We start from the raw sequence: 26994 nt of genomic DNA on the forward strand, positions 1-26994 counted from the left end.
TCGCCGCCACCGCTGCTCGACCGGTTGATCGACGACGCACAGAAGATCCACCAGCAACGGCCAGTGTTACAAGAGACGCTCGCTACCGCTACGCAACCGAGGTGTGAGTCTTAGCTAAAGACGAATAATCAGTCGACGAACTGTGAAAGGCCGTCCCAGGCTTCCGTCGCCGGGTTCGAGACCTGCGCAACGTCGCTGCCGCGCGACCGCTATCTGGAGATCGGAAAGAACAGACCCCCTCCGCCGGGCCTGGGTACCACGTTTGTGCGCGTGATCGCCGTCACCGAATCTACGAGCAACGGTGACGGGTGAGCGTTCCCACGCCGACGACGACACCAGGGGGACGAAGGACGCTCGTGACGAACCAGCGCGAACTCAGTGGGGCCAACGTGCACCTCGCGAACAACGTGTCGTGCACAGCGCCCGTACCATCGAGCCGACGACTACCGGCGGGAACGTCCGAACCGTCTAACTGTTGTACCCGGACGGCGCGTCGCTGTCCGAGCCGTCGAGGACCGTTCCACCGAGCAAGGTTGGACCGGATCTGTCGGAGCAATTAATCGGTCCAACCGCAACTACCCTGCAGTCGTATCGAAAGCGCCGATTACGGCGGAACGTTGATCTAGTACCGTCCCAAGCGTCGACTGCTGAGTGAAATCGGACCTCATCGCATGATTTCGCTCATCAGTTCAGGCTTGGAACGCCACTAGTGCTTTGGCAAGCCTGATCTGCAGGGTCGAATCCGTCGCCTCAGGCCGGTTCGACTCTGCAGTCGACGCTTGGCGGAGTACTAGCGTGTACGTGGCAAGAGTCCGAGCATCACCTGCGGTCGGATCGTCGGTCTCGCGTCAGACACGTCTCTTCAAACATATAATTTTACGTTAGTACACCCGTAATTAGTTGGAAATAATACTATTATAAGCAATAGTGATTCGGTTGAGAGATAGCATTGAGCCAGTACCGGTGGCTATCGGACGGATAGCCCATCATCGGAGCCGCGATTCGACCTCGCATTCGGCGTTTTTGTGCTGAATGGGACTCCTACAGACGGAACTCGTACCGCGTCCCACCGGTGGTGCTGTCCGCGAGTTCGACGGTCCACCCGTGTGCAGTCGCGATCTGGTCGACGATCGAGAGTCCCAAGCCGGTTCCGTCAGAACTGGTCGTAAATCCGTGTTCGAACACTCGTTCACGGTGGTCCGGTTCGATACCACGCCCGTCGTCGGCGACGTAGAATCCGTTCCCGTCCTCGAGCGAACCCAGCCGGACGGTAACGTCGCTGCCCCCGTGGGTAACGGCGTTGCTGAAGACGTTCTCGAGCAACGATTTGAAGTGAGTTCGGTCGGCTCTGATCGGTTCGACGTCGGCGACGACCAGCTCGGCGTCGTCCGTCTCGATCCACCGCCACGCCTCGGTCGCCAGCGTTTCGACGTCCAGTGGCGCAACGACGTCGAGGTCGTCATCCCGACGAACGAGAGACGTCATGTCGTCGACCAGCTGTTCTATCCGGTCGAGTGCATAACGAACCTCCGTTAACTCCTGTCGATCGACGTCCTCCGAGAGAAGTTCCGTGTACGATTGTGCGACGTTCAACGGATTCCGGACGTCGTGTGAGAGGACGTTAGCGAACATCTGCAGCCGCTCGTTTTGCGCTTCCAGCAGTTCCCGTTTCGCTTTTAATTCGGAGACGTCTCGAACGATCCCAGTGAACAATCGCATCCCGTCGAACTCGTGTTCTCGCAGACTGATCGTAACGGGGACCTCGTGTCCGTCCTTGTGCAACGCGGGGAGCCGAACGCCGTCCCAGTCGATGTTCTTCTCCCCGGTTTCGATGTAGTTCCGCAACTGACGTTCGTGGACGGGACGCAACCGTTCGGGAATGATCGCTAGTTTGGAAGAGCCCACCAGCTCGTCCGGGGAGTACCCGAGGATATCCTCGATCGCCCGATTCGCGAAGATGATCGTGCTCTCCGCGTCGATCGTCAACAGGCCCTCCGACGTGTTCGCGACCAGGCTTCGAAAGAATGTATCGTCGATCTTGGAGATCGACGCGTCGACGACAATGTTCGCCGTATCGCCCTCGTTCTCACTCATTTGAAACAGACAATCACTCTGAGTACTTGTCACATTCGGTGTCGATACTAATTTCCACTAACAAATCGTCGGGAGCCGGAGCCACCCCGGTGGTCGGAGACGAATCGGACCGCTCGATATCAGCCGTCCACTCGCCGGTGAATCCGTCGACGGAGCGTCTCGAGTAGCTCCGTTCCAGGACAGCCGTCACGACGCCACATTACCAGTGCGAGCGCCGCGAAGAGGAATTCGGAGAGGAAGTACGGATCGCCGAGCGAGTCGAGTAACAGCCCGAACACCGTCGGTGCACCGTTTTCGTAGGGCTCGACCGGGACGAGTGGCCAGAGCAGGAAGGATGGATCGGTGCCACCCCAGAGGGCGGGGATGGTGTCAACGAGCGCGTGCGACAGCACGCCGATCGCGAAGGCGATACCGTACTCGGGCTTTTCGGCGCGAACGGCGATCGCGTAGACGAGCACCGAAAGGGGAACCAGTAACAGAAGCGAGTGAGCGAGCGTTCTGCCGGTCGGCAGGACGCCGAGGTACCACGCGAGCGGCTTGTCCACGAGATCCGGAAACTGACTCCCGAAGAGAACGATAGCGACCGGAATCGCGGCGGGCGGGCGTTCGAGACGGACTCGGGTCGCCGCCGTATAACAGAGGTATGCGATCGCAGCGTGTCCGAGCGGCCACATATATTCGAAAGGTGACGAGGGATGCAAATAAAGGATGCTATCCGCTTTGGCGACAGTCGGGAGACGGAACCGGTGCAACGTGCGCTCGAGTCGGGATGACGTTCGGATGGCGGGCGCGGAGACGCGACGTCCCCTCTCGAGGCGACTGGACGTCGTATCGCCTCGAGAGGGCGCGACGCGAGCACCTCGAGACGGCGAGCGGTCACGTCAAGTCGGTCGAGCGTTCCCTCGACCCGGGGTGATACTCGAGTAGTCAGCGTAAGTCGATAGCGTGTTACGTCTGGCGCTCGTTGCTGGGCCAGAGATGGCACCCGCAATCGCACACTTTCTCGTCGGCGCGTCCCTCCTGCTGGTGCTCGTGGCTCCGCTCGCGCTGCGGTACGGAATCGATCGCGAGCACGCAATCTGGCTGATCCCGCTCGGCGGCCTGTGGGGGCTCGCCCCCGACGTTCATCACGTGACGCCACTCTTCGAATCGCGGCTGTACGCGTTTCACAACTCGCCGTGGGCGGATCTGTTCGCCCTCCACTACACCCTCGACAGAGGGGCGATCCGCGCGCTGTACCTCGAGAGCGTCTTCGCCTCGATCGCACTGTTCATCGTCGCCGTCGCGATCTTCTGGGGAACGGGTCGACTGCGACCCGACGCGCTCAGCGTTCGAAGTGGGCGAGATCGGATCCTCGCCTGGAGCGTCACGACCGCGGTCGCGACCGGGTACGCGACAGTCGCCCTGGGCGTTGCGGTGAGCGTTCAGGAGGGATTTCGGTCGGTCAGCGCGCTCGTCGGGAGCGACAGCGTCCTCGTCGGCGGACTCGCCCTGCTGCCGATCGGCGTCGTGCTCGGCCTGCTTTCGGGGCCGGTACTCGAGGTGCTCGGTGGAACGCGGCGCGTCCGGCCGTCGGTTACGACCGTCTGCGGAGGCGCGTTCGGAGCGGGCGGCTGGATCGTCGGCGTCGGCATCGGCGTCCCCCTCTGGCTGGGAACGGTCTCCGGCAGTGCACTCTCGGTTCCGTTCGTACACTGGGGAAGCCTGGTCGCACTCCTGGTCTACGGCGCGACGTTCGGCGCGACGTACGGCGTCGTCCGCGGCGCGTTTCAGTCAGCGGAGGCGAGCCGTTCGCTCGAGGGCGATCGGCGATCGGCGCGATTGCGAACGGGCTCGCAGTAGATCAGTAAACGGATAAACGGGCGACGTCGATGACTTCCCCAGTAGGTGGATCGTCGAAACGGCGGTTGACGAGGGATGATGTCTCCTCCGGATGCATCGCCATTTTGGCAACGACGTGATGCCCCCGTCCCCTCGCAGATAGACCATGTGACGGAGCCGGTATAAGCGTGGTGGCGGATCGACGGCGTACGCCGGCGTTCTCCGCCAGAAAGCGCCGTATTCGAGTCGTCCAGCGGAGGGGTACGCGGATCGAGTACCGACCGTCCTCCGAGGGAACGTCGTGAAGCGGAGTGGCCGTCGATCGATCGCGGCCGGGAAGGGAACGGCGTCGGGCCGGTGCCGACGCACTCGAGAGAACCCCGAACCGTTTACGGGATACGAGCGGCATCCGTCCGTTCGCTCTCGAGCGTTGTCCGATCGACAACCTTGCGTTGTGATCGGTTCGATCGATCACGGTAGAGAAACGATCGGTGATTATTTCTGGAAATGGGTATTTTCAATAGAGAACGTATCGTACTGGATTTCGGGAATGGAGAGATGGGGGACCCAGAAGTAGCGAACGAACTGGATCGGAAGGCGCGCGTCGAAAAGACGTCACAGCAAGCGGTCGGCGCAGTGATAGCAGAACTCGAACGAAACACGCGGGGTGGCTTCGGTACTCCGTTCGGGCACGTCCGTCGAGGTGGCCGATGAAAGGGCGGCTACACCGAGCGTCGGTCTGTCCCGACGGGGAACACTCTCCCGTCTGGGACTCCGAGGCAGGGGAAAGCGTTTGCCGGAACTGCGGCCGTTCCGCCTCGGTAATCGTCAACGACCTCGGTCACCGACTGTATCCGTGACCGGGAGCGGACGCTTTCGCATCGCCCGCTAATCGGTAGTGGTCGTCGAAACGAGTTACGCACCGTTCGTATCGAGCGGTTAGTATCGGTCGTGCCGACGCTGGTTCGCGTGCCAAAGCGCTGTGACCGTCAACGGCTACCGTCCATTCTCCTTTGGGTATCGCCGACGAGAGTGACCGGTGCGTTCGAGCATCGGAACGAGAGCGACTGGCGATCCAGGCCCGAACGGACGGGACGGATTCCGTTGTGCGGGTCGATTCGACCAATCAAGCGGACTACTGGAAGTCGTTGCCGGTGAACCGACAGACGGGGCGCGGTCCCACCGAAAGATCGTCACGTCAGGACACGTCGGTCGGCACCCGGAACGGGGTTAGTGGCGTTCCAAGCCTGCACAGATGAGCGAAATCATGCGGTGGGGTCCGATTTCGCTCAGCAGTCGACGCTTGAAACGGGACTACTAGCAGCGCTCGCGTTCGAGAACGCGGATATCGCGTCGTCACCGTCCGATCCGGCGACACCGGTCGGCGAGCGAGACGATCGGTGCAACGACGTACTCGCGGACCACGTACCGCCGACGGGAGCTCCGACGGATCCAGTTTGCGATCGGTGGGCTGGTACGGTAATAAGGCTGTCGAGTTTTTCTTATCGAAAGAAGAATGTTCTCCGCAGTTAAAAACGGTGAACGGGCCAACCAGTAGCTATATGTATCATCTCGCAACAGTATCTCTCGAGAGATCGTATCAAACTGGTGTATCTACCGAATGGACGAATCGACGAGCGACCCTGACGCGACGAGCGACCGCAGCGGTGATCCCGGCGCAACCGTCGGATACGAGTACGCCGAGGACTCGAGCCCTCCCGTCATCGGCGCGGACGCGACGATCCGATCGGGGACGATCGTCTACGACGACGTTATCGTCGGCGATCGGTTCGCGACGGGACACCACGCGCTGATCCGAGAGCTGACCGAGATCGGCGACGACGTACTGGTCGGAACGAAGACGGTGATCGACGGCCGAACCGAGATCGGCTCGAGCGTGAGCCTCCAGACGGGCGTCTACGTGCCGTCGCAGACGACGATCGGCGATCACGTCTTCGTCGGCCCCCACGCCGTCCTGACGAACGATCCGTATCCGATCCGTCAGGACGTCAAGTTGACGGGGCCGACGCTCGAGGACCACGTCTCGATCGGCGCGAACGCGACGCTACTTCCGGACGTCACGATCGGCAGGGGATCGTTCGTGGCGGCCGGCGCGGTCGTGACCGAAGACGTGCCGGAGGAAACACTAGCCGTCGGCGCACCAGCACGATACGAGCGATTACCTGACAGTCTCCAGGGGGAGAACGACATCTGATGATACCAATCGCAGATCCAAAAATCGGGGGGAACGAGAGAGATCGCATCGAGGGGGTACTCGACAGCGGAATGCTCGCGGACGGACCGGAAGTCCGCGAGTTCGAAGCGGAGTTCGCGGAGTACTGCGGAACCGACCACGGCGTCGCGACGTCGAACGGGACGACCGCGTTGCACGCGGCGCTCGCGGCGCTCGAGATCGGAGCCGGCGACCGAGTGTTGACGACGCCGTTTTCGTTCGTGGCGACGGCGAACGCGATTCGACACGTCGGCGCGAAACCGGTGTTTGCCGACGTCGATCCCGCGACGTACAACCTCGATCCGGACGCGGCGCGAGCGGTCGCGCGGGCGGAGGACGTGGACGCAATTCTGGCGGTTCACCTCTACGGACTGCCCGCCGAGATGGACGCGCTGGGCGAGCTGGCGGCGGAGCTCGACGTGCCGCTGATCGAGGACGCCGCGCAAGCACACGGGGCCGAGTTCGGCGGCGAGCGCGTCGGCTCGATCGGCGACGCCGGCTGCTTCTCGTTTTACCCGACGAAGAACATGACCACCGGAGAAGGCGGGATACTCACGACCGACCGCGACGACGTCGCACGGCGAGCGCGTCAGTTCATCAACCACGGCCGGACGGAGACGTACGAACACGCCACCGTGGGACACAACTTCCGGATGACCTCGATCGCCGCCGCGATCGGCCGGGCGCAACTCGAGCGGCTGCCGACGTTCATCGAACGGCGACGGGAGAACGCGGCGCGGTTGAGCGCGGCGATCGAGACCGACGACGTGGTACTCCCCGTCGAGCCCGACGGCACGAAGCACGTCTACCACCAGTACACGGTTCGATCGACGGACCGGGACGGACTGGCCGAGTCGCTCGAGTCGAACGGCGTCGGGACCGGCGTCTACTACCCGACCTGCATCCACGAACAGCCCGCCTACGAGGGCGTCAGCGCTTCGGCACCGATCGCCGAAGCCGCCTCGAGGGAAGTCGTTTCGCTTCCGGTCCATCCAGCCGTGTCGGCCGACGAGACGGATCGCATCGCGGAGGTGATCGACGACTATGGTGCGTGAGGGGCACATCGACGTCGGCGTCGTCGGCGTCGGCTCGATGGGACGACACCACGCGCGCGTGTACGACGAGTTACCGGAGGCGAACCTAGTCGGGGTCTCGGACGTCGACGAGATCCGCGCCGCGGAGGTCGCGGCCAAACACGACGTCAGGGCGATGGGGCAAGCGGAGCTGTTGCGATCCGTCGACGCCGTGTCGGTCGTCGTCCCGACGCAGTACCACTACGAGACGGTGACGGAGTGTCTCGACGCCACCGTCGCGACGTTCGTCGAAAAGCCCGTGCTGGGAAGCCTCGAGCGGGCGGACGAGCTGCGATCCCGCGTCGAGCGGGCCGACGTCCCCGTCCAGGTCGGTCACATCGAACGGTTCAACCCGGCGGTGCAGGCGCTTTCGGACATCGTTTCGGACCTCTCGATCGTCAGCGTACGGTCGCAGCGACTCGGCCCGCCGCCGCGGCGCGAGATCGACGACAGCGCGGTGCTCGATCTGATGATCCACGACGTCGACGTCGTCCTGGCACTGCTCGACGCGGAGCTCGAGTCGGTCCAGAGCGCCGGCGTCGACGCGAACCGCCACGCCGCAGCCCTGCTGTCGTTCGACGACGGCACGATGGCGTCACTGACCGCGAGTCGAAAGACCCAGCGGAAGGTCCGGACGCTCGAAATCACCGCCGAGGAGTGTTTCATCGAACTCGATTACATCGACCAGTCCATCGAGATCCACCGCAACTCGGTTCCCGAGTACATCGAGGACAACGGCGACGTCCGATTCAAACACGAGAGCATCGTCGAACGACCGCAGATCTCGACCGCCGAGCCGCTTCGCGAGGAGCTCGAGTCGTTCGTCACCGTCGTCGACGAACACCGCGTCCCCGAGGTGACCGTCGAGGACGGACTGCAGGCGCTGTCGGTCGCCCTCGAGATCGAGGACGGGGCGACGGAGACGCCGGTGCAGCCGCCGGTGGTCGGCGATGATTGAGGAGACGAGCGAGGGGTTTCGCTCCGGGGACGAACCGGTCGCCGTGTACGGGCTCGGGAAGATGGGGCTCCCGCTCGCGGCGGTCTTCGCCGAGACGTCGGGAACCGTCACCGGCGTCGACGTCGATCCGGCCGTCGTCGAGACCGTCTCGAGCGGCGGCTGTCACGTCAAACGCGAGCCGGGACTCGCCGAGTTGGTCTCCGAGCTGGTCGACGACGGGGCGCTCGAGGCGACGACGGAGCCGCGGGACGCGGCGGCCTCGGCGTCGATCCACGTCGTGATCGTTCCGACGCCGATCACCGACGAGAACGAGCCCGACCTGGCGATGCTGGACGCCGTGGTGGCGGACGTCGGACGGGGGCTCGAGCCGGACGATCTGGTCCTGATCGAGTGCACCGTTCCGCCCCTGACGACCGAACGGCGGGTGTTGCCCGCGCTCGAGGAGGCGTCGGGGCTGTCGCGCGGCGACTTCGGGCTCGCGTTCTGTCCCGAGCGAACGTCGTCGGGGCGGGCGCTCGAGGACATCCGTGGGGCGTACCCGAAGGTCGTCGGTGGGGTAGACGATGCGAGTACCGACGCGGCGGCGGCCGTCTACGAGGAGCTCAACTCGGCGGGCGTGTACACGGTGTCGGACGCGACGACCGCCGAGGCGGTGAAGGTGTTCGAGGGGCTGTACCGCGACGTGAACATCGCGCTGGCGAACGAGCTGGCGCGGTGTACCGACGAGCTGGGAATCGACGTTCGCGAGGCGATCGAGATCGCCAACACCCAGCCGTTCTGTGACATTCACGCGCCCGGCCCGGGCGTCGGCGGCCACTGCATTCCGTACTATCCGTACTTCCTGATCGAGCCCTTCGAGAGCCCAACGCCGCTGCTCGAGACGGCCCGCGAGGTGAACGACGCGATGCCCTCGTTTACCGTCGACAAGGTTCGCGAGGGGCTGCGGGCCGACGGCAAATCGATTTCGGGGGCGACCGTCGTTATTCTGGGGCTGACCTACCGGCCCGGCGTCGAGGAGATCCGCGCCTCGCCGTCGATTCCGATTTCGGAGGCGTTGACCGAGGCGGGTGCCGAGGTGTACGGCGTCGATCCCGTGCTGGATTCCGTCGAGGAATTCGCGCTCGAGCAGGTGTCGCTCGAGGAGGTCGCTGCGGTCGGAGCCGACGCCGTCGTGCTGGTGACCCCCCACGAGGAGTTCGATGGTATCGACTGGGATGACCTTCATCGCAAGAGTAATGAGATTTCAGTGGTCATCGACGGGCGACAGACGCTTTCGGACGTGGACGGGGAGTGGCGGCAGTACACGATCGGAAGCGGCTACGACGAGTGAGCCATGTATCGAGAACACACCATCGGCGTCGTCGTGCCGGCGTACAACGAGGAGGGGTTCGTCGGCGACGTGATCGAGACGATGCCGGAGTACGTCGACCGCGTCTACGTCATCGACGACTGCTCGACCGACGGCACGTGGGACGAGATCCAGCGGGTCGCCGCGCGGGTCAACGAAGACGCGACGACGGTCCACTACGACGAGGACAGCGTCCCGACGGCCGAGGGGGCGACGGTGGTGACCGACGGCGGGTTCGACCGGCGCGTCGTGCCGATCCAGCACGAAACGAACCGCGGGGTCGGCGGCGCGATCAAGACCGGCTACCAGCGCGCGCTGTCGGACGAGATCGACGTCACCGCCGTGATGGGCGGCGACGGCCAGATGGATCCGGGTATTTTGCACACGTTCCTCGATCCGATCGTCGAGGACCGCGCGGACTACGCGAAGGGCAACCGGCTGCTGTACCGGGAGTACCGCTCGGGCATGTCGAAGTGGCGCTTTTTCGGCAACTCCATCCTGACGTTCCTGACGAAGATTTCCTCGGGCTACTGGAAGACGATGGACCCCCAGAACGGCTACACGGCGATCTCGAGGTACGCCCTCGAGAACGTCGGCATCTCCGGGATGTACGAGTACTACGGCTACTGCAACGACCTGCTCGTGAAGCTGAACGCCAAGGGGATGCGGGTGGCCGACGTCGCGATGCCCGCGGTGTACGGCGACGAGGAGTCCTCGATCGAGTACTCGACGTACATCAGGCGGGTGTCCTGGATGCTGCTGCGGAACTTCCTGTGGCGGCTGAAGGTGAAGTACCTCGTGCTGGATTTCCACCCGCTCGCGCTGTTTTACTTCTTCGGGGCCGGCACGGTCCTGCTGGGAGTGCTCGGCGGGTTCTGGTCGCTGTACGCCGGGTTTATGTTGGGCGCGTCGCTGTTCGTTCGGGCGTCGCTGAGTCTCATGCTGTTCACCATGGGCAGCATGTTCCTCATGTTCGCTATGTTATTCGACATGCAGGTGAACGAGAGCAAGGAGGTGCAGATTCGTGACTGAAGCCGAGTTCGAGGATCGGGCCGAGGTCGCAGCGAGCACGGAGGAACCGTCGGAGCTCGAACTCGAGTACGACGAGCGCGATCGAGAACATCCGGACGGTGATTCGATCCCCGAAGGCGAGAGCGCGCTCGCCGTCTCGGTCGACGTCGAAGACTGGTACCACGTTCCGGCGGTCACCGGCTCGTCGTTCTCGGCGTACGAAGACGTCCACGAGTTCTTCGACGACTGGGACGACGAGTACGACTACCTGACGGAGCCGACCCACCGCACGCTCGAGCTGCTCGACGACCTCGAGATCACGGCCACGTTCTTCGTGGTCGCCGACGTGGTGGACAACTATCCCGGCCTGGTCGAGGCGATCGCCGACCGCGGCCACGAGATCGGCTGCCACGGGCTGCACCACGAGTGTACGATCGATCCCGACACGAAGGAGCCGCGGTTTACGAAAGCCGAGTATTCGGAGCGGCTCCGAACGGCGAAGACGAAGCTCGAGGACGCCTCCGGCCAGCGGGTGACGGGATATCGGGCACCGGGCGCGTACATTGGCGGGTGGGTGCTCGACGTGCTCGAGGACGTCGGCTTCGAGTACGACTCGTCAGTTGCGCGGAACTCGCTGTACAACAAGACGGATCAGGAGCTGAGTGCCGTGGAAACGACGCCGTACACGCCCCGGCAGGGGTCGCTGAATCCAGGCGGCGACCGGGACCTCGTCGAACTCCCTTGGCCGTACTACGACGTGAAGGTGGGGAAAATTCCCGCGGCCGGTGGGCCCTTGATTCGGATCTTCGGCCGACACGTCGTTCAGGCCGGAGTGAGCCAGAGCCTGCGGCGCGGCGACTCTGTATTCTACTTTCACCCCGTAGACATAGCTCGCGAGACGTTCCCGAAAGTCGGCAACACGCGGCGCAGACCCGCGTACTGGCTGTTCAAGGGGGCGCAGGCAGAGCGGCGGATTCGAACATTATTGGACCGAGTCGACGTTCCGCTGGTTCCCTGTGGTGCACTGGGTTCCATCAATACGTGTTAGGCTTCGTCGAAAGCGTAGTTCGCTATCTGGGGTCGATCTCCCACCGCCAGTCGACGCCAGAGAGACGTGCCAGATTGTTAATGCAGCCATGGACGATGGTTTTGGGCCAACTGATCCGCTCGTAATAGCTGCCGCCCTCGTTCTCGATCCCCTCGTAGCCGGACTCAATCAGCAGGATCGATTCGCGAACAAGTCCGGCGGTGAGTTCTGACGCCCTATAGCCGATTTCCCGCGGCGTATCGAACGGTCCGATGTTGAAGCGCTCGCGGCGGATTATCCGACCATCGTCGAACTCATCGGTCATGACGTGGACCGACGCACCACCCGTTTCACGTCCGTTGGCCCATGTTGCTCTGTAGGCGTTCGGACCGCGGTACTCCGGGAGATACGATCCGTGACAGTTCAGAGACTCGATCAAGGCCAGCTCAATCGCGTCCGGCGGGACGTAGTGACTCCAACCGACAGATACGATATATTCTGGCCCATTGGGAAAGACGTCCAGCATCTCCTCCACCGGAGTTTTTGGAGCGGAAGCGACCTCGTGAGGAACGTTTGCCTCCGAGAGGATCTTGGGGACCTCCCCGTCCGTCCGATCGACCACCGCACCTAGGTCGAATTGATCGACGAACCAGCTGTCCTCCAGCAGGTGTTCAAGGACAATTCTAGATTTCAATCCGTTCGACGAAAGGAGTACGAGGATATCTCGAGACGGAACGGACGTCATATTGGTTGAAGCGTACCTCTTCACACTCTTTTGAGTTGCGATCCGTAACACGTAATAGAGTGGTTTGGAAAAAGATGTTTGATTAGATTTCCAGTTCCGATCCTCCAATGGATTTTAACACTCTCGTTACCGATGGCCGGTCACTCGCGGCTCTGGCAATCATTCGCTCGCTCAGCAGGAAGGGGTACACGATTCACTGCGGCGAATCGTTCAAACACAACCTCTCGTCGTACTCGAAATACGTCGACGGCCGAGTGAAGTACCCGGATCCCGAGGACGACCCCGACGGGTTCGTCGAGTACCTCCACGCAGGTTGCGAACAGGAGGGATACGATCTCGTGGTGCCGGTCCGGGACCACACGACCATCCTGCTCTCGAAGTACCGTGAGACGCTCTCTGAGGTGACAAACGTCTTCGTGGCACCCTACGACGTGCTTGACCCGTTAATGGACAAGGGCGAGACCGTCAAGATCGCCCAGCGGGCGGACGTGCCGACGCCAGACACCTGGTTCCCGGAAGAGACGCCGCTCGAGCAGATTTGCGACGCGGTCGAGTATCCGGTTCTCGTTCGACCGCGACGCAGCTCCGGATCACGCGGTATCCAGTACGTCGAGGATCCTGAAGAGTTCGACGAGGCCGTCGACTTGGTCTCCTCCCAATACGGGACGCCGATGATACAGGAGTATATCGAGAAGTGCGGGTACACGACGGCGTGCGTGTTGTTCGACCGAGAACAGCGGACGGTGGGTGAATTTTCGTACGAACGAGTGAAGGAGTATCCGCTCAGTGGCGGTCCCACCGTCGTCGGTGAAAGTACTGACGATCGAGAGGCGAAGACGTACGCGAAACAGCTGCTGCGGGAGGCCGGTTGGATGGGGCCGGCAGAAGTAGAGTTTATCATCGATCAGAACGGAACGCCGCGGCTGCTCGAGGTCAACCCTCGGTTCTGGATGCCAGTCCAGTTGGCGATCTCGGCTGGCGTCGACTTTCCAACTCTTATTTCCAGGCTGGCGGCCGGAGACGAGCCGGATCCAGTTACGGAGTACGAGACGGAGCTCACCTACCGCTGGGTACTCCCGAACGAGATCCTGTGGGCGATGAACGCCGACAGTACCTGGGACGGTATGCGGGATCTCGTACAGTTCGACCGCTCGTCGCAATGTTACGGCTCACTGTCCATTCGGGATCCGAAACCGGTCCTCGGAACCGTCGCCCAGAGCCTGCGGTTCCTGACCGATCCAGAAAAACGGCGGTTTATCTTTGATCGGGGGTGGTAAGTTATGAAGGAAGGTAGGGTTCTTGTCCAGATATCACACCCTGCCCACGTACATTTCTTCAAGAATTTTTTAGGGGAGTGTGAAGAAGAGGGATTAGAAACTAAAATCATCATTCGGGATAAGGATCTCGTGATCAATTTGCTTAATCAATACGGACATGAGTTTGACGTCATACTCAGTCAGAAAGAAGATGGACCTATTGGTGCTATAGACCAACTCAAATATGGTTTAAACACCCTGCGCTCAGCTCGAGAATTCGAAGCAGATCTCATTGCTGCAGTAGGTGGGACTGCAGCATCTCACGCCTCAACATTTAATAAAGCGAAATCCTTGGTGTTTACTGACACAGAGCACGCAACAATACAAAACCGAATCACATTTCCGTTCGCTGATCGGATATGTACTCCAGTTTCCTATACTGAAAATATAAACGACCGGCAAGTTCGGTATCCGGGATATCACGAACTTTCATATCTACATCCTGAGCGATTTTCGCCAGATCCAACCGTATTAGACGAAATAAACGCTGATGAGAGTGATACACTAGTAATTATTAGATTAGTCGCCTGGGATGCAATCCATGACCTTGGTAAAGAAGGTATTTCCAACATTAATAGGTATATTTCTAAATTAGAAAACCAAGGAGCACGAGTCTTAATTACGTCAGAAAGTGAATTGCCCCCGACATTCAAAGAGTACGTAATTTCTGTTTCACCGCACCGGATACATCATTTGATGTATTATGCTGACTTGTTCGTAGGAGAGAGTGGCACTATGGCGATAGAAAGTGCTGTGCTAGGAACGCCCTCAGTCTTTATCTCACCACTCAGAGCTGGTGTACTCTCTGAATTAGAGGAAGAATACAAACTCCTATATAATTTTAATGGCGAGGGCCGGCATCAACGAGGCCTAGAAAAAGCAGTATCATTGTTAAACACCTCTGAGAAGGTGTGGCATCAGCGGAGAGAAAATATGTTAAAAGATAAAATAGACACGACTGGCTTCATTACTGATCAGGTCAAGATAATGCTTGGAGAATGAACGGAGATTTGCCTAAAGATTTTGAGTTCGCCCTCTGTTTAACACACGATGTTGATCGGCCATACAAGACGTTCCAAGCACCATATTACGCTCTGAAAGAGCGAGATCCGTCACACCTGAAACCTTTGGTGACCTCGGAGCGCCCGTATTGGCAGTTCGAGGAGATCATGGCTCTCGAGGACGAGCTAGGAGTCCGCTCATCATTTTACTTCCTGAACGAAAAGCGGCTCCTCAGAGACAAGGACCCCAGAGACTGGATTGATCCGAAAAACTGGAAATTGTTTGCCGGGCGGTACGACATAACCAGCGACGAAATCGTCGATGTAATTCGGATGCTGGACGACGGAGGATGGGAAGTCGGTCTCCATGGCTCATACGAATCGTACGATGACCTTGAAAGACTAAAGTTCGAAAAAGAAACACTTGAGGAGATTCTTGGCCACCAGATTGTCGGTGGGCGTCAGCATTATTTGAACTTGAAAAAGCCAGAGTCTTGGAAATATCAAAAGAAGATAGGTTTGAAATACGACGCATCCTTGGGCTCAAGTGAGAAGATTGGATTCGAATATGGTTATGGGACCCTGCGGCCCTTTAACGATGATTTTGTTGTGTTTCCATTGACAGTAATGGAAATAGCTACAATGGACTCTTCTGATGACCTGAAACACGCCTGGAATAGGTGTCAGGACTTACTATATGTTGCGAAAGACAATAATTCTGTTATGACTATTTTGTGGCACCCCCGTATGTTTAACCAAGACGAATTTCCAGGATACAAAGACCTATACAGGCGAATAATCAAAGAAGCTTTGCAATTGGGAGCCTGGGTAGGCCCCTGCGAAAAGTGGTATGACATGAACGAACCCATTTCATGAACTAAAACGGCGTGGAAGCGTTAGCCACGCTCTGAGGTCGCGGAAATCGATATCCCACGATGCAGACGGCCAGAACATCGCCGACGTACATTCTAGAAAGGACTCCTCATCTCGGTTGAGGAGGTAATGGTTGAACTCGCGTAAAGGAAAGACCATTTCCATATTTTTCTTTTTGACCATCGGCTCGATGCGAAAGGACTTATCTAAGGTCAGTTCGATCAAGTGGGAAGCGAAGCGATATCCACATTGACTCGCCAATGCATAAGAGGCCCAGAACTTCGGATTGATCTCCATGAGAACAAACGATCCGTCTCTTCGCTTCACGTATTCAACCATTGCAATGCCATGCCAGTCAAGGCGACGAAGCAAACGAATCGACGCTGTGGTGAGTGAGTCATCGTGATACGACCGAACTCGCGTACCACTCCCGCCTTCCCTCGGTACAGATCGTAATTCCTTATGGGCGAACGAGAGTACTGGCTCTCCATGGTCGAAGAGAAAACAAAACCCATAGGTGTGATTTTCTCCTTCGATGTACTCCTGGACTAATACCTCACCATCATCGATCTGAGCGTCGATTTCATAATACTTTTCGCAGAATGAGTCACTGGATTTGACCTTTGCTGTAACGTTTCCACCGGTCTCCTTTGACGCTTTGAGGAAGAGCGGGTATTCAAGCTTCTCTGCAATTGTTTCCGGAGAATTATCGGTCACCAGTTGAGTGAAATCGGTCGGCGTATCGATGTCAGCATCTGCGGCGATCTCGTAGACCTGCTGTTTGGATACGGCTGTTTCGAACGATTGCCGAGGTGGAAGGCAAACATTCGTTAGCTGCCTAACGCTCTCTCTGTATTCCACCAGTAGTTCGGTCTCTTCGTATCCAGTTGGAATAACAACATCTGGTTCGTACCGATCTATGAGTGTTAGGAGTGCTGTTCGGTTTTTTCGTTCTGATTCAGAGAGCGTGTCTATGGTAGAACAGTACCTTGAGCGTAATAAACGACTCTCTCGTGATTTGCCAATCCCAGTGATCGAAGCACCGGTATCACGTTTGACCTCAGCCGCTATCCGTAGAGAATGCAGTGTCTCACCGCCGAGTAACATTACCTTGGGCACTTGCATGCAGATTGTGAATCAATACAAACCTCGAACAGATACAGTTGTCCAATTCATTAACAGTCGATAAATTGACTAATTTAGCTTTGGTGAATCGCTATACTGCGCCGGGGTGTAGTATCTGGGAGCCCCCCTGATATAGGCCACTCCGTTCGTTACCATCGGCTTTCTCACGGATACAGTCACCATCATTCCAGCGTGACACCTCGAGCGACGTGATTCTTCACGGTGAGTCGACACTATCTAGTGATTCACCAGATGCACTCATTTCAATTTGACGTTGGCTCCACTTCTAATATTCGTTTCCACATCAGCTGGAGACCTGAAGATGGAGTGTGACCCCTTTGCATTGTGCCTCCATGCCCTTACTTGAATCAACAATTTATCCTTATACACTAATTTGAATATCAATGGGGTTGTCACGGTCATCCAGCACGCTATATCTCTGAAGAGCCTGTATTGAGCGAACAGTCGACAGGGTGCTTACTTAGCTACTGGAAATTAATCAGTTAACTTCGGTAGACTGGAGGTGCTATTCGTAGGTGAAGACATTGTATTCTCTACGAATCTTTGGTGAAAGTAGATACCAATCGTAAGTGTAATGCTGTATCACCTCCGCAATTGCGGCGAATGAACTCTTACCCTAAGTCGAAGTCAGTTGTATTCCTGACACCACCAGACGGTAAGGGGAAACGCGTACTAGACATACTATTCCGTGATACTGATTTTTGCGAGAGAAACGACTTGAGTGTCGTTCTCTCCAGCTCCGATCACCAGGAGTACTACAAGAAACGGGGTATAGAAGCCGTGGTCACCAATAACGTGGCCAACCCAGTGGACGCCATCGATGAAGTGGTTGACGACCCAGAGTATATAGTCGCCTGCGGCTGGCCAGCGAAGATCGATTCGGAGACACTAAATTTCCCTACGAAGGCCGCTCTCAACTGTCATAGTTCCTACTTGCCTGATTATAAGGGCCAAAGTGTCTATCGAGTTCAGTGGGCTCACGCAGAAGAAAATGGCGGGGCGACCATTCACCATATGACCGAGGAACTCGATGAGGGGCGAATTGTGTGTAGGCAGCAATTTCATATCAGTCTGTTCGACACACCGTTCGATATCATGCAGCGGTATACTGAACTGACCGCGGCCTTGGTTCGAGAGTCAATTTTGTTGACAGACACAGGGTATGAGGGGAGAGACCATGCTGGAGGACGATATTACTCAAAAATAAGTTGGAAGAAGACCATTGCCTATGGCATTATAAACCACATTCTTCGAGGGATAGGCCTTGATAAAAGGCTGAAAATTCTACCACAGAGGTAGTATCTTACCAAACAAGCAGTAAGTCATTGATTGAGTCTTATCATGACAAATGCGGAAACCACGATTGGAGCGACCATTTTAGTATCCCAGAAGTCGGGAAGTAAATATCTACATCCGATTCAATAATCGAAAAGATTATGGTACGGCGTTAATTCTGGATAGAGTGCAATCTTGACTGGCGAATACGTTAGGATGATCCGTTAGAAAAATATGTCAATGAGATTAGGCTCTCACATTCCAACAAGCAGTAGACAGAAGTGTGTATTATCAGGATTTAGTATAGTATAGGAACCAATTGCTACTATGAAGGTACTGTCACTCGTGACAAATCGTCACGCCAGATTTTATAAAACGCAAACGGAAATGCTAGAAGAACAAGGTGTTGATTTTACTCATGTATTCCCACCTCAGCAGTCGTCAAAACGGGCAGAACGAATTGAAATTGACCGAAGCAAGATCGACTATTTGAAATTTTATACCAGTCTGTTACGAGAGTCGTGGGATGAATACGACGTAGTCCACGCCAATTACGGGCTAATGACGCCGTTTGCGCTCGCACAGCCGCATCGACCCATTGTGTTATCACTCTGGGGGTCCGATCTGACAGGCCGCGTCGGCGAGGTGACCAAACGATTTGGGAAATACTGTGACGAGATTATCGTGATGAGTCCCCAGATGGAGATGGAACTCGGCTATGAGGCGCACGTAATTCCCCACGGAATCGACCTGAACCAGTTCAAACCGATGTCCCAGTCTGAAGCCCGTTCGGCCGTCGGTTGGGACCGAGAAACCAAACACGTCCTTTTCCCGTACAAACTGTCCCGGCGAGTCAAAAACTATCCGTTGGCGGAGCGCGTCGTAGAGGAGGTAAGAAGTGAGGTATCCACGCCGATAGAATTACAGGTGGTGAACGACGTTGAACACGAAGACGTACCGTTGTACATGAACGCCGCTGATGCACTCCTGCTCACGTCGCGTCGAGAGGGGTTCCCAAATTCAGTAAAAGAAGCAATGGCGTGTAACCTCCCTGTGGTTTCGACCGATGTCGGCCCCCTACACGATCGACTTGAAGAGGTTGAGAATAGTTACGTAAGCAAGTCAGAGTCGGAGCTCGTCACCGCGTTGACCGACGTTCTTTGCAGTGGCCGCCGCTCGAATGGTCGAGAATATGCTACCGACCTCAGTTTAGAGGCTATGGCTGACGGTATCATAGAAGTGTACGATAAGGCCCTCAACGGAGGTTAACTGAGGTATGAATTATGCTCAGCCTCACAAATTTACCCAGCAGCTGACGAACACAACGTTTCTCTCGGCTGTCCTCATTCTGATCGGGGTTAGCGGACTTTACTTCTCCACGATCATCCGAAACCCCTACACGGTCCTCTATCCGTCGGCGTTGCTTCTCGGTGCTGCCTTTTTTCTCCTGTTGAGAAACAGGCAGACGGTGGGTAACTTTACTCACAACCACGACAGCGGAAAATACGTCCTGATCGGCTTCTTACTCGTGCTTTCGCTGCTCGTCGTCCAATACTACCAAGCAGGGTTCTGGAGGACGAAGGTGGTGTTCTACCTGACCTTTTCGTTGTACCTGCTGGTAGGGCTGTACATCATCGGCGATGGAAGGACGTCCGTTGCGTTACTCCTTGTTTGCGTCGCGGGGTTGACGACGAGGGTCACAGCACTGCACGCGAGCAGGGAGTACATCGGCGTGGACATTTACGGTCACACCTACCACATTCAATCGATCGTTGCAGACGGGACGCTCAACACGTTCGCTGCGAGTAAATATTTCTATGCCCCGATGTACCACGTACAGGCGGCACAGGGGCAGATGCTTTTCGGCGTCGGAACGAAGGAAGCCCTGACCCTCACGACGATGCTCTCCGTCGTTATCGTTCCCGCTCTCGTCGTCTTCGTTCTCACCAACCGACTCTGGAATCGACAGATCGCGCTACTCGCGAGTTTACTCTACATTGGGTCCGACGAGGCGATAAACTGGGGCGTCCACCTCATCCCGACCTCGCTCGGAATCGCACTCTTCTCGATATCGCTGTTATCCCTCCTTCTATACTATGTGAAGGGGGACGCGCGAATGTTCGGCGTGTTCGCCGGATCAATCGCGGCACTCATGCTCACCCACCAGATTAGTCTGTTCATCGGCGCTGTACTGGTGATCGGATTCTCGATCGCGATCGTCGTGTATACGTTCCGAATTCCAGCAAATGTTATCCACATCACACTTTTCACCGGACTCGCCGTGCTGATTGACTTCATGATAACTGGGTACGGTGGTCCGGATGGTAGCGAGTCCTTTTTCCAACGAGTTCTCGGAACATTTATAGCATCGCTCCTGATGGCAGAGACGGATTCAAGGGCCGAGTTGTCGTTCCCCGACGATCCGACTATCAGCTCCGGCGGTGCGGCAGCCATGGCCGATATTCAACTGCTCGGATCGTCCCTGCTGCTTTTCTTCGCCATTCTCGGAGCGTTATATTGGCTCTACAGTAGTGACGAGAAAGATTCGATATTCGTTCCACTTTGTATTGGTGTCAGCGTTACCGTTCTCCTGGTTCTCACTCTCGCCTTCCCCGTAATAGGGATGCGGAACCTCATCCCGAGTCGGTGGTGGGCTTTCACGTACATTCTGCTCGTCATTTTTGCTGCACCCGGACTCGTTTTCGTCGCCAGACAGATCGGTACAATTCTGCCGCGTACGGAGACCGCAGTTCCCGTATTACTCGTGACGTTCTTGGTACCCTTTGTTGTGTTTATGGGCGGTGCAGCGGTTGCATCGGCCGACAATCCGTATCTCGATGACGGGTTCAGTGCAGCCCGACTTAGTATCACCGATACCGAACAGGCCCTCGGGGAACACACCACCGAGTTTGATCCTCAAACTGTCCGTATTGCAAGTGATGCTCGATACCCGTACACCTCAAGTACACTTTCCATGGACTACGGTGACCCACAATCATTCGCTTCGGAAGATCCGGTGTTAGTCGCAAACCGCGAGTACATGGGTGAAAAGCCAGCTATGTATGTTATCCACTTTGAACAAGGGGCTGCAACAGTGCATGGCAGAGTGCCAATCGGCCAATTGAACCCAATTCACCAGGCGACCGTGTACGACAATGGAGATGACGAACTACTGTGGGTCGAAAAATCTTAGGTAACGTCGTTTCTACACTCACACTCGCCAACACGATTCACAGGTCGTTTTATAAATCATTCATCACTAGTAACACTGTCAACAAATACTTCGATGCTTTTGGAGAATAGGGGGGAGTTTCCTCATCGGTGAACTTACTAATCGTAGCTGGCGAGAGAACATTCGAATATTCATCGACAATATGTGCATTATCCTGAATTGATTGTGCAGTCACTTCATCGACTTTCGAGTCAGACCGAACGAAATTCTTGATGAGAGTTTCGCGGAGAGATGGTTGTTTCGACGCTAAATCGTATATCAAACTCTTGAGTTTGTACTCCAGACTTCCAACTGGTGCACCATAGTTCACGTACGAAACGTCAAGTACGTCGGCAGAATACGATTCGATGATCCTAGAGTACAGTTTGTTCTGTTTCTTCTGAGAGTCCGGAACGGACATCGCGTACTCGAATACCGGATACGCATAGAGCGGCGCGGCACTCCAAAAGTAGTATCTATTTCGGTCTTCCCCGTGATATCCCCACTTGAGACTGCGTTCTTTGATCAAGAAGTGAACGAAGCGCTGCCCAGCGTCCGATTCAGGGTACGACTCAAGTCGCTCGTGAATGCTCGCTTCGATCTCGTCCCGAGAGTGGATTGAGAGCTTCTCGACGAGCTCCATGGAGAACCGGGTCTGATCGGCGAGGAGATACTCGACGATGTCGTCGTTGGAGTCGAAATTCCGTGGCGGTGTCCAGGAGGAAAACTTGGCGCCACCGTCCCCTGTGAAGTAGGTTATGCCGTCTTCGAAGTCGGATCGTAACCGCTCGAAGAACTCCAGAATGTATGCCATTCCCACGGTGTTCATACCGCGTTTCAGTTCCAGCAACCGATCGCTATACTCAGCGGTGGGCCCCTCAAGTTGATACTCGTGCCACTCACCGTCCAAGACAGACATGACTTCCTCGGCGGCCTGCACCTCCGATGCCGTACCAGCTCCTCTGTTGTACGTGGCGGCGACATATGGGAGCTCGTTGGCAGTCATACACGCTGCGAGCGCGCGGGAGTCCAGTCCGCCACTTAGCGAAACGACATTCGTACCCGAGCTGGCACGTCGTCGTACCGAAGACGCGATGAGATCCGAGAGCCTGGCTGCGTTCTCGTCGATCGACTTGTCAGCGTGTCTCTTCGCCTCAATGTCGATCTGGGATAGCTGTTGGGACCGAATCTCACCGTCGGAGAGCCGAATGAATGATGCTGGCGGCACCTGCGTAACACCATCGTACAGAGTCCGTTTGCCGAGGGGATACCCGAACAGGAGGTACTGAGCGATTCCCATCGAATCAGGCTCGACGTCGGCTGTTTCCAGGATGTAGGCAATTTCCCTCGATAAGTAAATCGCGTCCTCGTCAGAATACGTGTAGAGCGGCAACCTTGAGAGTGGATCGTTCAGCACGACCGTATCACCGCTATCCTTCTCGACGGCTACGAGAACGAATTCCGCGTCTCGATCCAGGAGCCACTCCAAGAGCCACTCCATGTCTTCGTTGAAGAGCTTTTTGGCCACGAAGAGCGATGCCGATCGTACATCCGAGACGTCGTACAGGTGTCCTTCCAAGAGAACCAAATAGTCGTTTGTTTCGTACGTAGCAACTGGATAACTCTCGTACCCGGTGAATCCAACAGCCGACGACTGGCCTTCGAAGACGATCGTTTCGGAGTAGTGATCAAAAAAGAGGAGGGAATCTAACTCGATAGTAGAGTTGGTGTTGGTCGCGGGGGTCTTCGAATGAAATAGACTAACGCCGGGCATCTCACTAGTGTAGTGAGTACAAGCATGTAAAATGTCTCTGGTATCCAATTTTGAATCGGAATGAGAGATACCGACTCTGAACGGCTGAGGATGCGGTGATAACTTACTTCAACGACCTGTGCGGAAGTGACTCGTGTAGAATAGCAGTGTTCGATATCGATATCATTCCAATCTCAGCGGGAATCCAGATATGTTGAACGATAACGACCAACTTGTAACTCAATGGCAGAAATCGGAATAGCAGGGAAAAGAAACGACCAAGTATCCCTGATTCTATCCAAAAATAAATCCCAAATGAGTTTGGCGAGTCGGTTAGGGGATCGGTTCAAATACGCCTTCGGAGCGCAAGTTGTCAGTGCCGTCACCGGCGCCCTACTGGCGGTCATTCTGGCCCGACTTCTCGATCCCGACTCGTACGGCCTGTTGTTCCTCGCGATCTCTGTATTTACGATCGGGAAATTGATGAGTGTCTTCGGTATCCCAAAATCAGCCAGCCGGTTCATCGCGGAGTACAAGGAAGGCGACAGAGGACAGGTTCCACACGTTCTACGATTTGCGTTCTTATACAATTTACTCACCGTAAGCATCGTGAGCACCGTCTTTGTGATATTCGGAGACCGGATAGCCGTCCTCATCGGTGCCGGGGAACTCGGATCGATCGCTGTCCTCGGCGGTCTGTTCATTATATTCGGAACACTCACAGCGTTCGTGAGGGCAGCGTTACAGGGCTTCGAAGAGATTCAGACGGCGTCAACGTTCAAGATCATCCACAAAATAGGGAGGCTGATCCTAGTGATTGGATTTGTCTTAGCCGGATTTGAGGTCATCGGGGCTCTTGCTGGCTACGTCCTGGGTTTCGCATTCGTGTCATCTTCTGGACTAGTGTATATCTACGCCACAAAGTATAGAATATCCGATGTTTCCACCGTGGAGTCGGGACTCAATCGCCGCATTTTCAACTACAGTATCCCGATCGCGTTCACTCAATCGTCACACGTTATTGACAATCATCTCGATAAAGTGCTGATCGGGTTGTTCGCTGGCCCAGCTGCTGTTGGCTTCTACACAATCGGAAAGCAGGTAGTGAACATGATCCAAACACCGATGAGTGCCCTGGGATTCACGCTCTCCCCCACCTACGGAGCAGAGAAGGCGAAGGGGAACAGCGGCACCGCCGCGAAAATTTTCGAGACCGCGTTCTCACAGAGCCTGTTAGTTTACATTCCAGCGGCGGCAGGGTTGGTTCTCGTCGCGGAACCTACGATCGTTCTCGTATTCGGTGCGGAGTATAGCGACGCGGTCCCGATTCTCCAGGTACTCTCCGTTCTTGTTGTACTTCAGACAATTACCAAATTGACTAGTCATGGGCTGGACTATCTCGGCCGCGCCCGAGCTCGAGCAATCGCGAAGGCGATAGCCGCTATTTCGAACGTGATTCTAAATGTCCTCTTGATACCGGTGTACGGCGCCCTTGGTGCGGCGGTCGCGACGGTAATCACCTTCTCGTTTTACACGTTCGTGAATGTCTGGATAATGCACAGCGAACTGGACCTGAGACTCACATATTTATCGAAGCACATTGGATATACAACTGTTGTAACGGTAGTCATGTCCGGGATAGTGATATATACAGCCCAGTACATTACCGGATTCGTCACCCTGTTTGCCGTCGTCGGAATCGGGATCGCTGTCTGGTTACCGTTCGCTTTCGCGTTCGGACTCATTGACACCAACAAAGCACGCGCGTTTTTCTCTTAGAGTAGTATTTGCTACATATATCCCAATTTCTTCAGTCGATCCTTGGTGTCTTCGTCGATATCGTCGCTCGAAGTCCCCACCTCGTTCAGACCATCTTGATTCCCGTCTTCCAACGCCCTATCGACTTCACCGTGATTCGTCATCTCAACCGAAATTGCGGGCGCCGACTTTTCCCGAGCAAGCGTTATGATGCTTTCGTCACTCCCCCACTTTGTGTACTTCTGAATTCGGTCGCCTTCCTCCCGATATACGGCAAATGCATCACCGTGATATCTGGTTCCACTCCCGAGGTACTTGTCTAACTGACTCTCCCGTCCGTGGGAAGAAACGACCATGGAATCCTGTTCGAAGGTTACAGAATGGGACGATTCATCGGAGTCCACCGTAGATTGGATCACTTGATAGAAAGAGGTGAGCGAAGCAAGCCCGCAGCGAAGTTCTCCGGCTCGTTGATAGGGTCGCTTGGACAGAAGTGGCACGTGGACCAGTGATTCACCGATACCGTATCCGTGCGCCACGTATCTCACGTCGGACCGAGTATTGCAGAACTCACCAAACCCTTCTCCGTGATCCCCTGTTATGACAATATGCGTATTTTCGTACTGATCGATCTCTTTGAGCCGATCGATGATTCCCTCAAGCGTTGCGTCCATCTGCCGTATCGTCCCGTCGTAGAGCGCTTCGAGAGCCTCGCACTTCCACCAGGGTTCCTCCTCTAATGGGAAGTCCCAAATTTGATCTATCGATCTCTGGATAGACTTGAGTGAGGATCCCCCCCACTCATCGTATGTATCGTCAGGCAGGTAGGGACTGTGGGCATCCATGAAATTGATGCATGCGGCCCACGGTCCGGATCGTGTTTCCACCCAGTTTTTGAAATTCTCCGCGTGGGGTCCGCAGTGGTCCTGTTTTATGAGCCGTTGCAGGTACCGACTATTCGTTAGTGAACCTCTCCCCTTCCGCTCTAGCCCATTGATTATCGATTTGATGGGATAATCATGTTTAAGACACGTCTTTACGTATCCGAATTGGCTTAAGCCCCTTTCAGCCTTGTTTGGCGTAAGCGCTTCAGGGTATCGGACAATCTCGTCCCGGCCCTTGGCGGTCTCAAATACGTCTCGTAACCCGACCGGCGCTTCTGCGAGAAAAACGTTCGATGTAAACAGTCCAGTAGAGTATCCGTGGTTAGCAGCGAGTTTTTCCCAAATCGTATGGCCTTGTCCTAATCGCTGGTCAGCGGTCGTTACCCCGTGAATGTGAGGTTCAACACCGGTGAACATGCTGACGTGGCTCGGAAGACTCCAGATACTCGGCGCCCGAGCTTGTTCGTATACCGTAGACTGAGTAGCGAATTCCTCCAGAAAGGGAGTCGTGTCGTTTCCGTGCCCGTGAAGAGTCGTGTTCGAAGCACGCACGCTGTCCAAAACGATTAGAAGAATGTTAGGTTTGTCCTTAGAAGAGACGTCCATAACGCACCATGGAATTGGCCTCCTTTAATAGTTTCTGGGTGCTTCCGGTGTGACCTTGAGCCGACGAAGCGCTCAGCAGTGAGACCCATTAGCACCGCTCGTCAATCTTCAACAATTCGAATATTGGTGCGGTGTTCTACGGCACTCATCACGTTAACACATCAATTTTTGAGGTATTAGATGAATTAAAAGGTCGGACAATGACGAGCAAGAAAAGGAGATTCCAATATTTCGTATACAGGGCCTTGTTTAGACGCCTGAATTCATGGATGTGAGCGGTCGAGCGCGAGTTCAATGTTTCTAACGGTATATTTCAATGGGAGCTAGGGAACTGCCCGAACCAGGTCCAAACTTTCACGATCTCGCTGTATTTTCGCCGAAGCGCGAAGAACGTCGTTTCGATGGTCGAGCGCTGATGACACGTCGTATCATTCAACAGACCATTGTACGCGACGCCGTGGGAGCCAAACTCACAGTTTTTGATTACCGGTTTCACGCTCTTTGTACGCAATTTCTGGCGAAACAGCCATCAGTCGTAGCCTTTGTCGGCGGTCAGAAATTTCAACTAATCGAATTCTCATTTGAGCACTTGCTAGCCGATCTGGGAGTCATAGGGTTGTTTCATCAATCAATGTATGTCGAGAGCCATACTCAGTACTTCACAAAGCAACTTGATGACGCCGATTTGGTCGTGAGACCCTCCGCTAAATAGTAAGCAACTAGGAAGGATGCCCGCTTGCCGATGGTGTGTTCAATCCCACGCAAGCAGACGGTTCGATCCACGAGGACCAGGTTCTTAACTTCCTCGTCAACTCGATTGACGAGGAAGTTGAGCTTGATCTCGCTCCCAACGCCGAAACG

General features: G+C 56.1%; 22 protein-coding genes and 1 pseudogene. 15 read left to right on the forward strand and 8 right to left on the reverse strand.

The annotated features are described in order from the left end of the window. Nucleotides 1-1041 precede the first annotated feature (1041 nt). Both EA472_RS20275 and EA472_RS20280 read right to left on the reverse strand, forming a co-directional pair. Nucleotides 1042-2094 (reverse strand): PAS domain S-box protein, encoded by a 1053-nt coding sequence (locus tag EA472_RS20275; protein WP_124193322.1) that lies wholly within the window; start codon nt 2092-2094, stop codon nt 1042-1044. Nucleotides 2095-2213: 119 nt separating this feature from the next. Next, on the reverse strand, nt 2214-2768 hold the full coding sequence (locus tag EA472_RS20280; protein WP_124193323.1) for a metal-dependent hydrolase: 555 nt from the start codon (nt 2766-2768) through the stop codon (nt 2214-2216). A 95-nt stretch (nt 2769-2863) separates the two neighbouring features. Here EA472_RS20280 and EA472_RS22675 point away from each other — a divergent pair, with 95 nt between their 5' ends. The 8 genes from EA472_RS22675 to EA472_RS20315 all read left to right on the forward strand — a co-directional run bounded on the left by EA472_RS22675 (nt 2864) and on the right by EA472_RS20315 (nt 11586). Continuing rightward, nucleotides 2864-3010: a hypothetical protein gene (locus tag EA472_RS22675; RefSeq protein WP_165874951.1), complete on the forward strand. Its 147-nt coding sequence runs from the start codon at nt 2864-2866 to the stop codon at nt 3008-3010. A 62-nt stretch (nt 3011-3072) separates the two neighbouring features. Next, entirely contained in the window at nt 3073-3936 is an 864-nt protein-coding gene (locus tag EA472_RS20285) for a hypothetical protein (protein ID WP_124193324.1), read from the forward strand. Nucleotides 3937-5536: 1600 nt separating this feature from the next. Next, nucleotides 5537-6130, forward strand: a complete 594-nt coding sequence (locus EA472_RS20290; protein ID WP_124193325.1) for an acyltransferase — start codon at nt 5537-5539, stop codon at nt 6128-6130. Continuing rightward, nucleotides 6130-7203: a DegT/DnrJ/EryC1/StrS family aminotransferase gene (locus tag EA472_RS20295; RefSeq protein WP_124193326.1), complete on the forward strand. Its 1074-nt coding sequence runs from the start codon at nt 6130-6132 to the stop codon at nt 7201-7203. Before EA472_RS20290 ends, EA472_RS20295 begins: the two co-directional genes overlap by 1 nt. Then, the gene (locus tag EA472_RS20300) at nt 7193-8179 is read left to right on the forward strand and encodes a Gfo/Idh/MocA family protein (RefSeq protein WP_124193327.1); all 987 of its coding nucleotides are present in this window, start codon (nt 7193-7195) and stop codon (nt 8177-8179) included. The genes EA472_RS20295 and EA472_RS20300 overlap by 11 nt, the downstream gene beginning before the upstream one ends. Then, nucleotides 8172-9509 carry a nucleotide sugar dehydrogenase gene (locus EA472_RS20305; protein WP_124193328.1) on the forward strand — a complete coding sequence of 446 codons (1338 nt, stop codon included), beginning with the start codon at nt 8172-8174 and terminating at the stop codon, nt 9507-9509. Before EA472_RS20300 ends, EA472_RS20305 begins: the two co-directional genes overlap by 8 nt. A 3-nt stretch (nt 9510-9512) precedes the next feature. Further along, nucleotides 9513-10559 (forward strand): glycosyltransferase, encoded by a 1047-nt coding sequence (locus EA472_RS20310; RefSeq protein WP_124193329.1) that lies wholly within the window; start codon nt 9513-9515, stop codon nt 10557-10559. Further along, nucleotides 10552-11586, forward strand: a complete 1035-nt coding sequence (locus EA472_RS20315) for a polysaccharide deacetylase family protein (RefSeq protein WP_207891195.1) — start codon at nt 10552-10554, stop codon at nt 11584-11586. Before EA472_RS20310 ends, EA472_RS20315 begins: the two co-directional genes overlap by 8 nt. A 22-nt stretch (nt 11587-11608) precedes the next feature. Here EA472_RS20315 and EA472_RS20320 read toward each other — a convergent pair whose 3' ends face one another. Beyond that, nucleotides 11609-12310, reverse strand: a complete 702-nt coding sequence (locus tag EA472_RS20320) for a formyltransferase family protein (RefSeq protein ID WP_124193330.1) — start codon at nt 12308-12310, stop codon at nt 11609-11611. 107 nt (nt 12311-12417) lie between these two features. On the opposite strand from EA472_RS20320, the gene EA472_RS20325 reads away from it, so the two are divergent. Genes EA472_RS20325 through EA472_RS20335 form a run of 3 tightly spaced genes read left to right on the forward strand, consistent with a single transcriptional unit; the run spans nt 12418 to nt 15503 of the window. After that, the gene (locus tag EA472_RS20325; protein ID WP_124193331.1) at nt 12418-13587 is read left to right on the forward strand and encodes a carboxylate--amine ligase; all 1170 of its coding nucleotides are present in this window, start codon (nt 12418-12420) and stop codon (nt 13585-13587) included. Nucleotides 13588-13590: 3 nt separating this feature from the next. Then, nucleotides 13591-14628: a DUF354 domain-containing protein gene (locus tag EA472_RS20330; protein ID WP_124193332.1), complete on the forward strand. Its 1038-nt coding sequence runs from the start codon at nt 13591-13593 to the stop codon at nt 14626-14628. Continuing rightward, entirely contained in the window at nt 14625-15503 is an 879-nt protein-coding gene (locus tag EA472_RS20335) for a polysaccharide deacetylase family protein (RefSeq protein ID WP_124193333.1), read from the forward strand. Before EA472_RS20330 ends, EA472_RS20335 begins: the two co-directional genes overlap by 4 nt. On the opposite strand, the gene EA472_RS20340 is transcribed toward EA472_RS20335, so the two are convergent. After that, nucleotides 15498-16625, reverse strand: coding sequence for a carboxylate--amine ligase (locus EA472_RS20340; RefSeq protein WP_124193334.1), 1128 nt, complete (start codon nt 16623-16625; stop codon nt 15498-15500). The two genes, EA472_RS20335 and EA472_RS20340, sit on opposite strands and share 6 nt — an antisense overlap. Nucleotides 16626-17249: 624 nt before the next feature. Between EA472_RS20340 and EA472_RS20345 the strand changes: the two genes are divergently transcribed. From EA472_RS20345 to EA472_RS20355, 3 genes are all read left to right on the forward strand, one after another. Further along, entirely contained in the window at nt 17250-17945 is a 696-nt protein-coding gene (locus tag EA472_RS20345; RefSeq protein WP_124193335.1) for a formyltransferase family protein, read from the forward strand. 303 nt (nt 17946-18248) lie between these two features. Further along, complete coding sequence (locus EA472_RS20350) at nt 18249-19190, forward strand: glycosyltransferase family 4 protein (RefSeq protein ID WP_124193336.1); 942 nt, start codon at nt 18249-18251, stop codon at nt 19188-19190. 7 nt (nt 19191-19197) lie between these two features. Next, nucleotides 19198-21114 (forward strand): hypothetical protein, encoded by a 1917-nt coding sequence (locus tag EA472_RS20355; protein WP_124193337.1) that lies wholly within the window; start codon nt 19198-19200, stop codon nt 21112-21114. A 49-nt stretch (nt 21115-21163) separates the two neighbouring features. Here the strand turns inward: EA472_RS20355 and EA472_RS20360 are convergent, their stop codons facing one another. Continuing rightward, complete coding sequence (locus EA472_RS20360; RefSeq protein ID WP_124193338.1) at nt 21164-22906, reverse strand: asparagine synthase-related protein; 1743 nt, start codon at nt 22904-22906, stop codon at nt 21164-21166. Between the two features lie 222 nt (nt 22907-23128). Here EA472_RS20360 and EA472_RS20365 point away from each other — a divergent pair, with 222 nt between their 5' ends. After that, on the forward strand, nt 23129-24664 hold the full coding sequence (locus EA472_RS20365; RefSeq protein ID WP_124193339.1) for an oligosaccharide flippase family protein: 1536 nt from the start codon (nt 23129-23131) through the stop codon (nt 24662-24664). 11 nt (nt 24665-24675) lie between these two features. On the opposite strand, the gene EA472_RS20370 is transcribed toward EA472_RS20365, so the two are convergent. The 3 genes and pseudogenes from EA472_RS20370 to EA472_RS22810 form a co-directional block, all read right to left on the reverse strand. After that, the gene (locus EA472_RS20370; RefSeq protein ID WP_124193340.1) at nt 24676-26133 is read right to left on the reverse strand and encodes a sulfatase-like hydrolase/transferase; all 1458 of its coding nucleotides are present in this window, start codon (nt 26131-26133) and stop codon (nt 24676-24678) included. A 263-nt stretch (nt 26134-26396) separates the two neighbouring features. Next, nucleotides 26397-26698, reverse strand: a pseudogene (locus EA472_RS23115) (IS5/IS1182 family transposase); the annotation flags it as partial. Nucleotides 26699-26784: 86 nt separating this feature from the next. After that, nucleotides 26785-26994, reverse strand: a 210-nt coding sequence (locus tag EA472_RS22810; protein ID WP_207891196.1) for a hypothetical protein, incomplete at its 5' end; no start/stop codon positions are given.

The sequence above is a fragment of the Natrarchaeobius oligotrophus genome, from assembly GCF_003841465.1.
Classification (GTDB): Archaea; Halobacteriota; Halobacteria; order Halobacteriales; family Natrialbaceae; genus Natrarchaeobius; species Natrarchaeobius oligotrophus.

Coding starts and splice junctions, on each gene's coding strand:
- EA472_RS20275 (WP_124193322.1), bottom strand. CDS start 2,094: ATGAGTGAGAACGAGGGCGATACGGCGAACATTGTCGTCGACGCGTCG.
- EA472_RS20280 (WP_124193323.1), bottom strand. CDS start 2,768: ATGTGGCCGCTCGGACACGCTGCGATCGCATACCTCTGTTATACGGCG.
- EA472_RS22675 (WP_165874951.1), top strand. CDS start 2,864: ATGACGTTCGGATGGCGGGCGCGGAGACGCGACGTCCCCTCTCGAGGC.
- EA472_RS20285 (WP_124193324.1), top strand. CDS start 3,073: ATGGCACCCGCAATCGCACACTTTCTCGTCGGCGCGTCCCTCCTGCTG.
- EA472_RS20290 (WP_124193325.1), top strand. CDS start 5,537: ATGGACGAATCGACGAGCGACCCTGACGCGACGAGCGACCGCAGCGGT.
- EA472_RS20295 (WP_124193326.1), top strand. CDS start 6,130: ATGATACCAATCGCAGATCCAAAAATCGGGGGGAACGAGAGAGATCGC.
- EA472_RS20300 (WP_124193327.1), top strand. CDS start 7,193: ATGGTGCGTGAGGGGCACATCGACGTCGGCGTCGTCGGCGTCGGCTCG.
- EA472_RS20305 (WP_124193328.1), top strand. CDS start 8,172: ATGATTGAGGAGACGAGCGAGGGGTTTCGCTCCGGGGACGAACCGGTC.
- EA472_RS20310 (WP_124193329.1), top strand. CDS start 9,513: ATGTATCGAGAACACACCATCGGCGTCGTCGTGCCGGCGTACAACGAG.
- EA472_RS20320 (WP_124193330.1), bottom strand. CDS start 12,310: ATGACGTCCGTTCCGTCTCGAGATATCCTCGTACTCCTTTCGTCGAAC.
- EA472_RS20325 (WP_124193331.1), top strand. CDS start 12,418: ATGGATTTTAACACTCTCGTTACCGATGGCCGGTCACTCGCGGCTCTG.
- EA472_RS20330 (WP_124193332.1), top strand. CDS start 13,591: ATGAAGGAAGGTAGGGTTCTTGTCCAGATATCACACCCTGCCCACGTA.
- EA472_RS20335 (WP_124193333.1), top strand. CDS start 14,625: ATGAACGGAGATTTGCCTAAAGATTTTGAGTTCGCCCTCTGTTTAACA.
- EA472_RS20340 (WP_124193334.1), bottom strand. CDS start 16,625: ATGCAAGTGCCCAAGGTAATGTTACTCGGCGGTGAGACACTGCATTCT.
- EA472_RS20345 (WP_124193335.1), top strand. CDS start 17,250: ATGAACTCTTACCCTAAGTCGAAGTCAGTTGTATTCCTGACACCACCA.
- EA472_RS20350 (WP_124193336.1), top strand. CDS start 18,249: ATGAAGGTACTGTCACTCGTGACAAATCGTCACGCCAGATTTTATAAA.
- EA472_RS20355 (WP_124193337.1), top strand. CDS start 19,198: ATGAATTATGCTCAGCCTCACAAATTTACCCAGCAGCTGACGAACACA.
- EA472_RS20360 (WP_124193338.1), bottom strand. CDS start 22,906: ATGCCCGGCGTTAGTCTATTTCATTCGAAGACCCCCGCGACCAACACC.
- EA472_RS20365 (WP_124193339.1), top strand. CDS start 23,129: ATGGCAGAAATCGGAATAGCAGGGAAAAGAAACGACCAAGTATCCCTG.
- EA472_RS20370 (WP_124193340.1), bottom strand. CDS start 26,133: ATGGACGTCTCTTCTAAGGACAAACCTAACATTCTTCTAATCGTTTTG.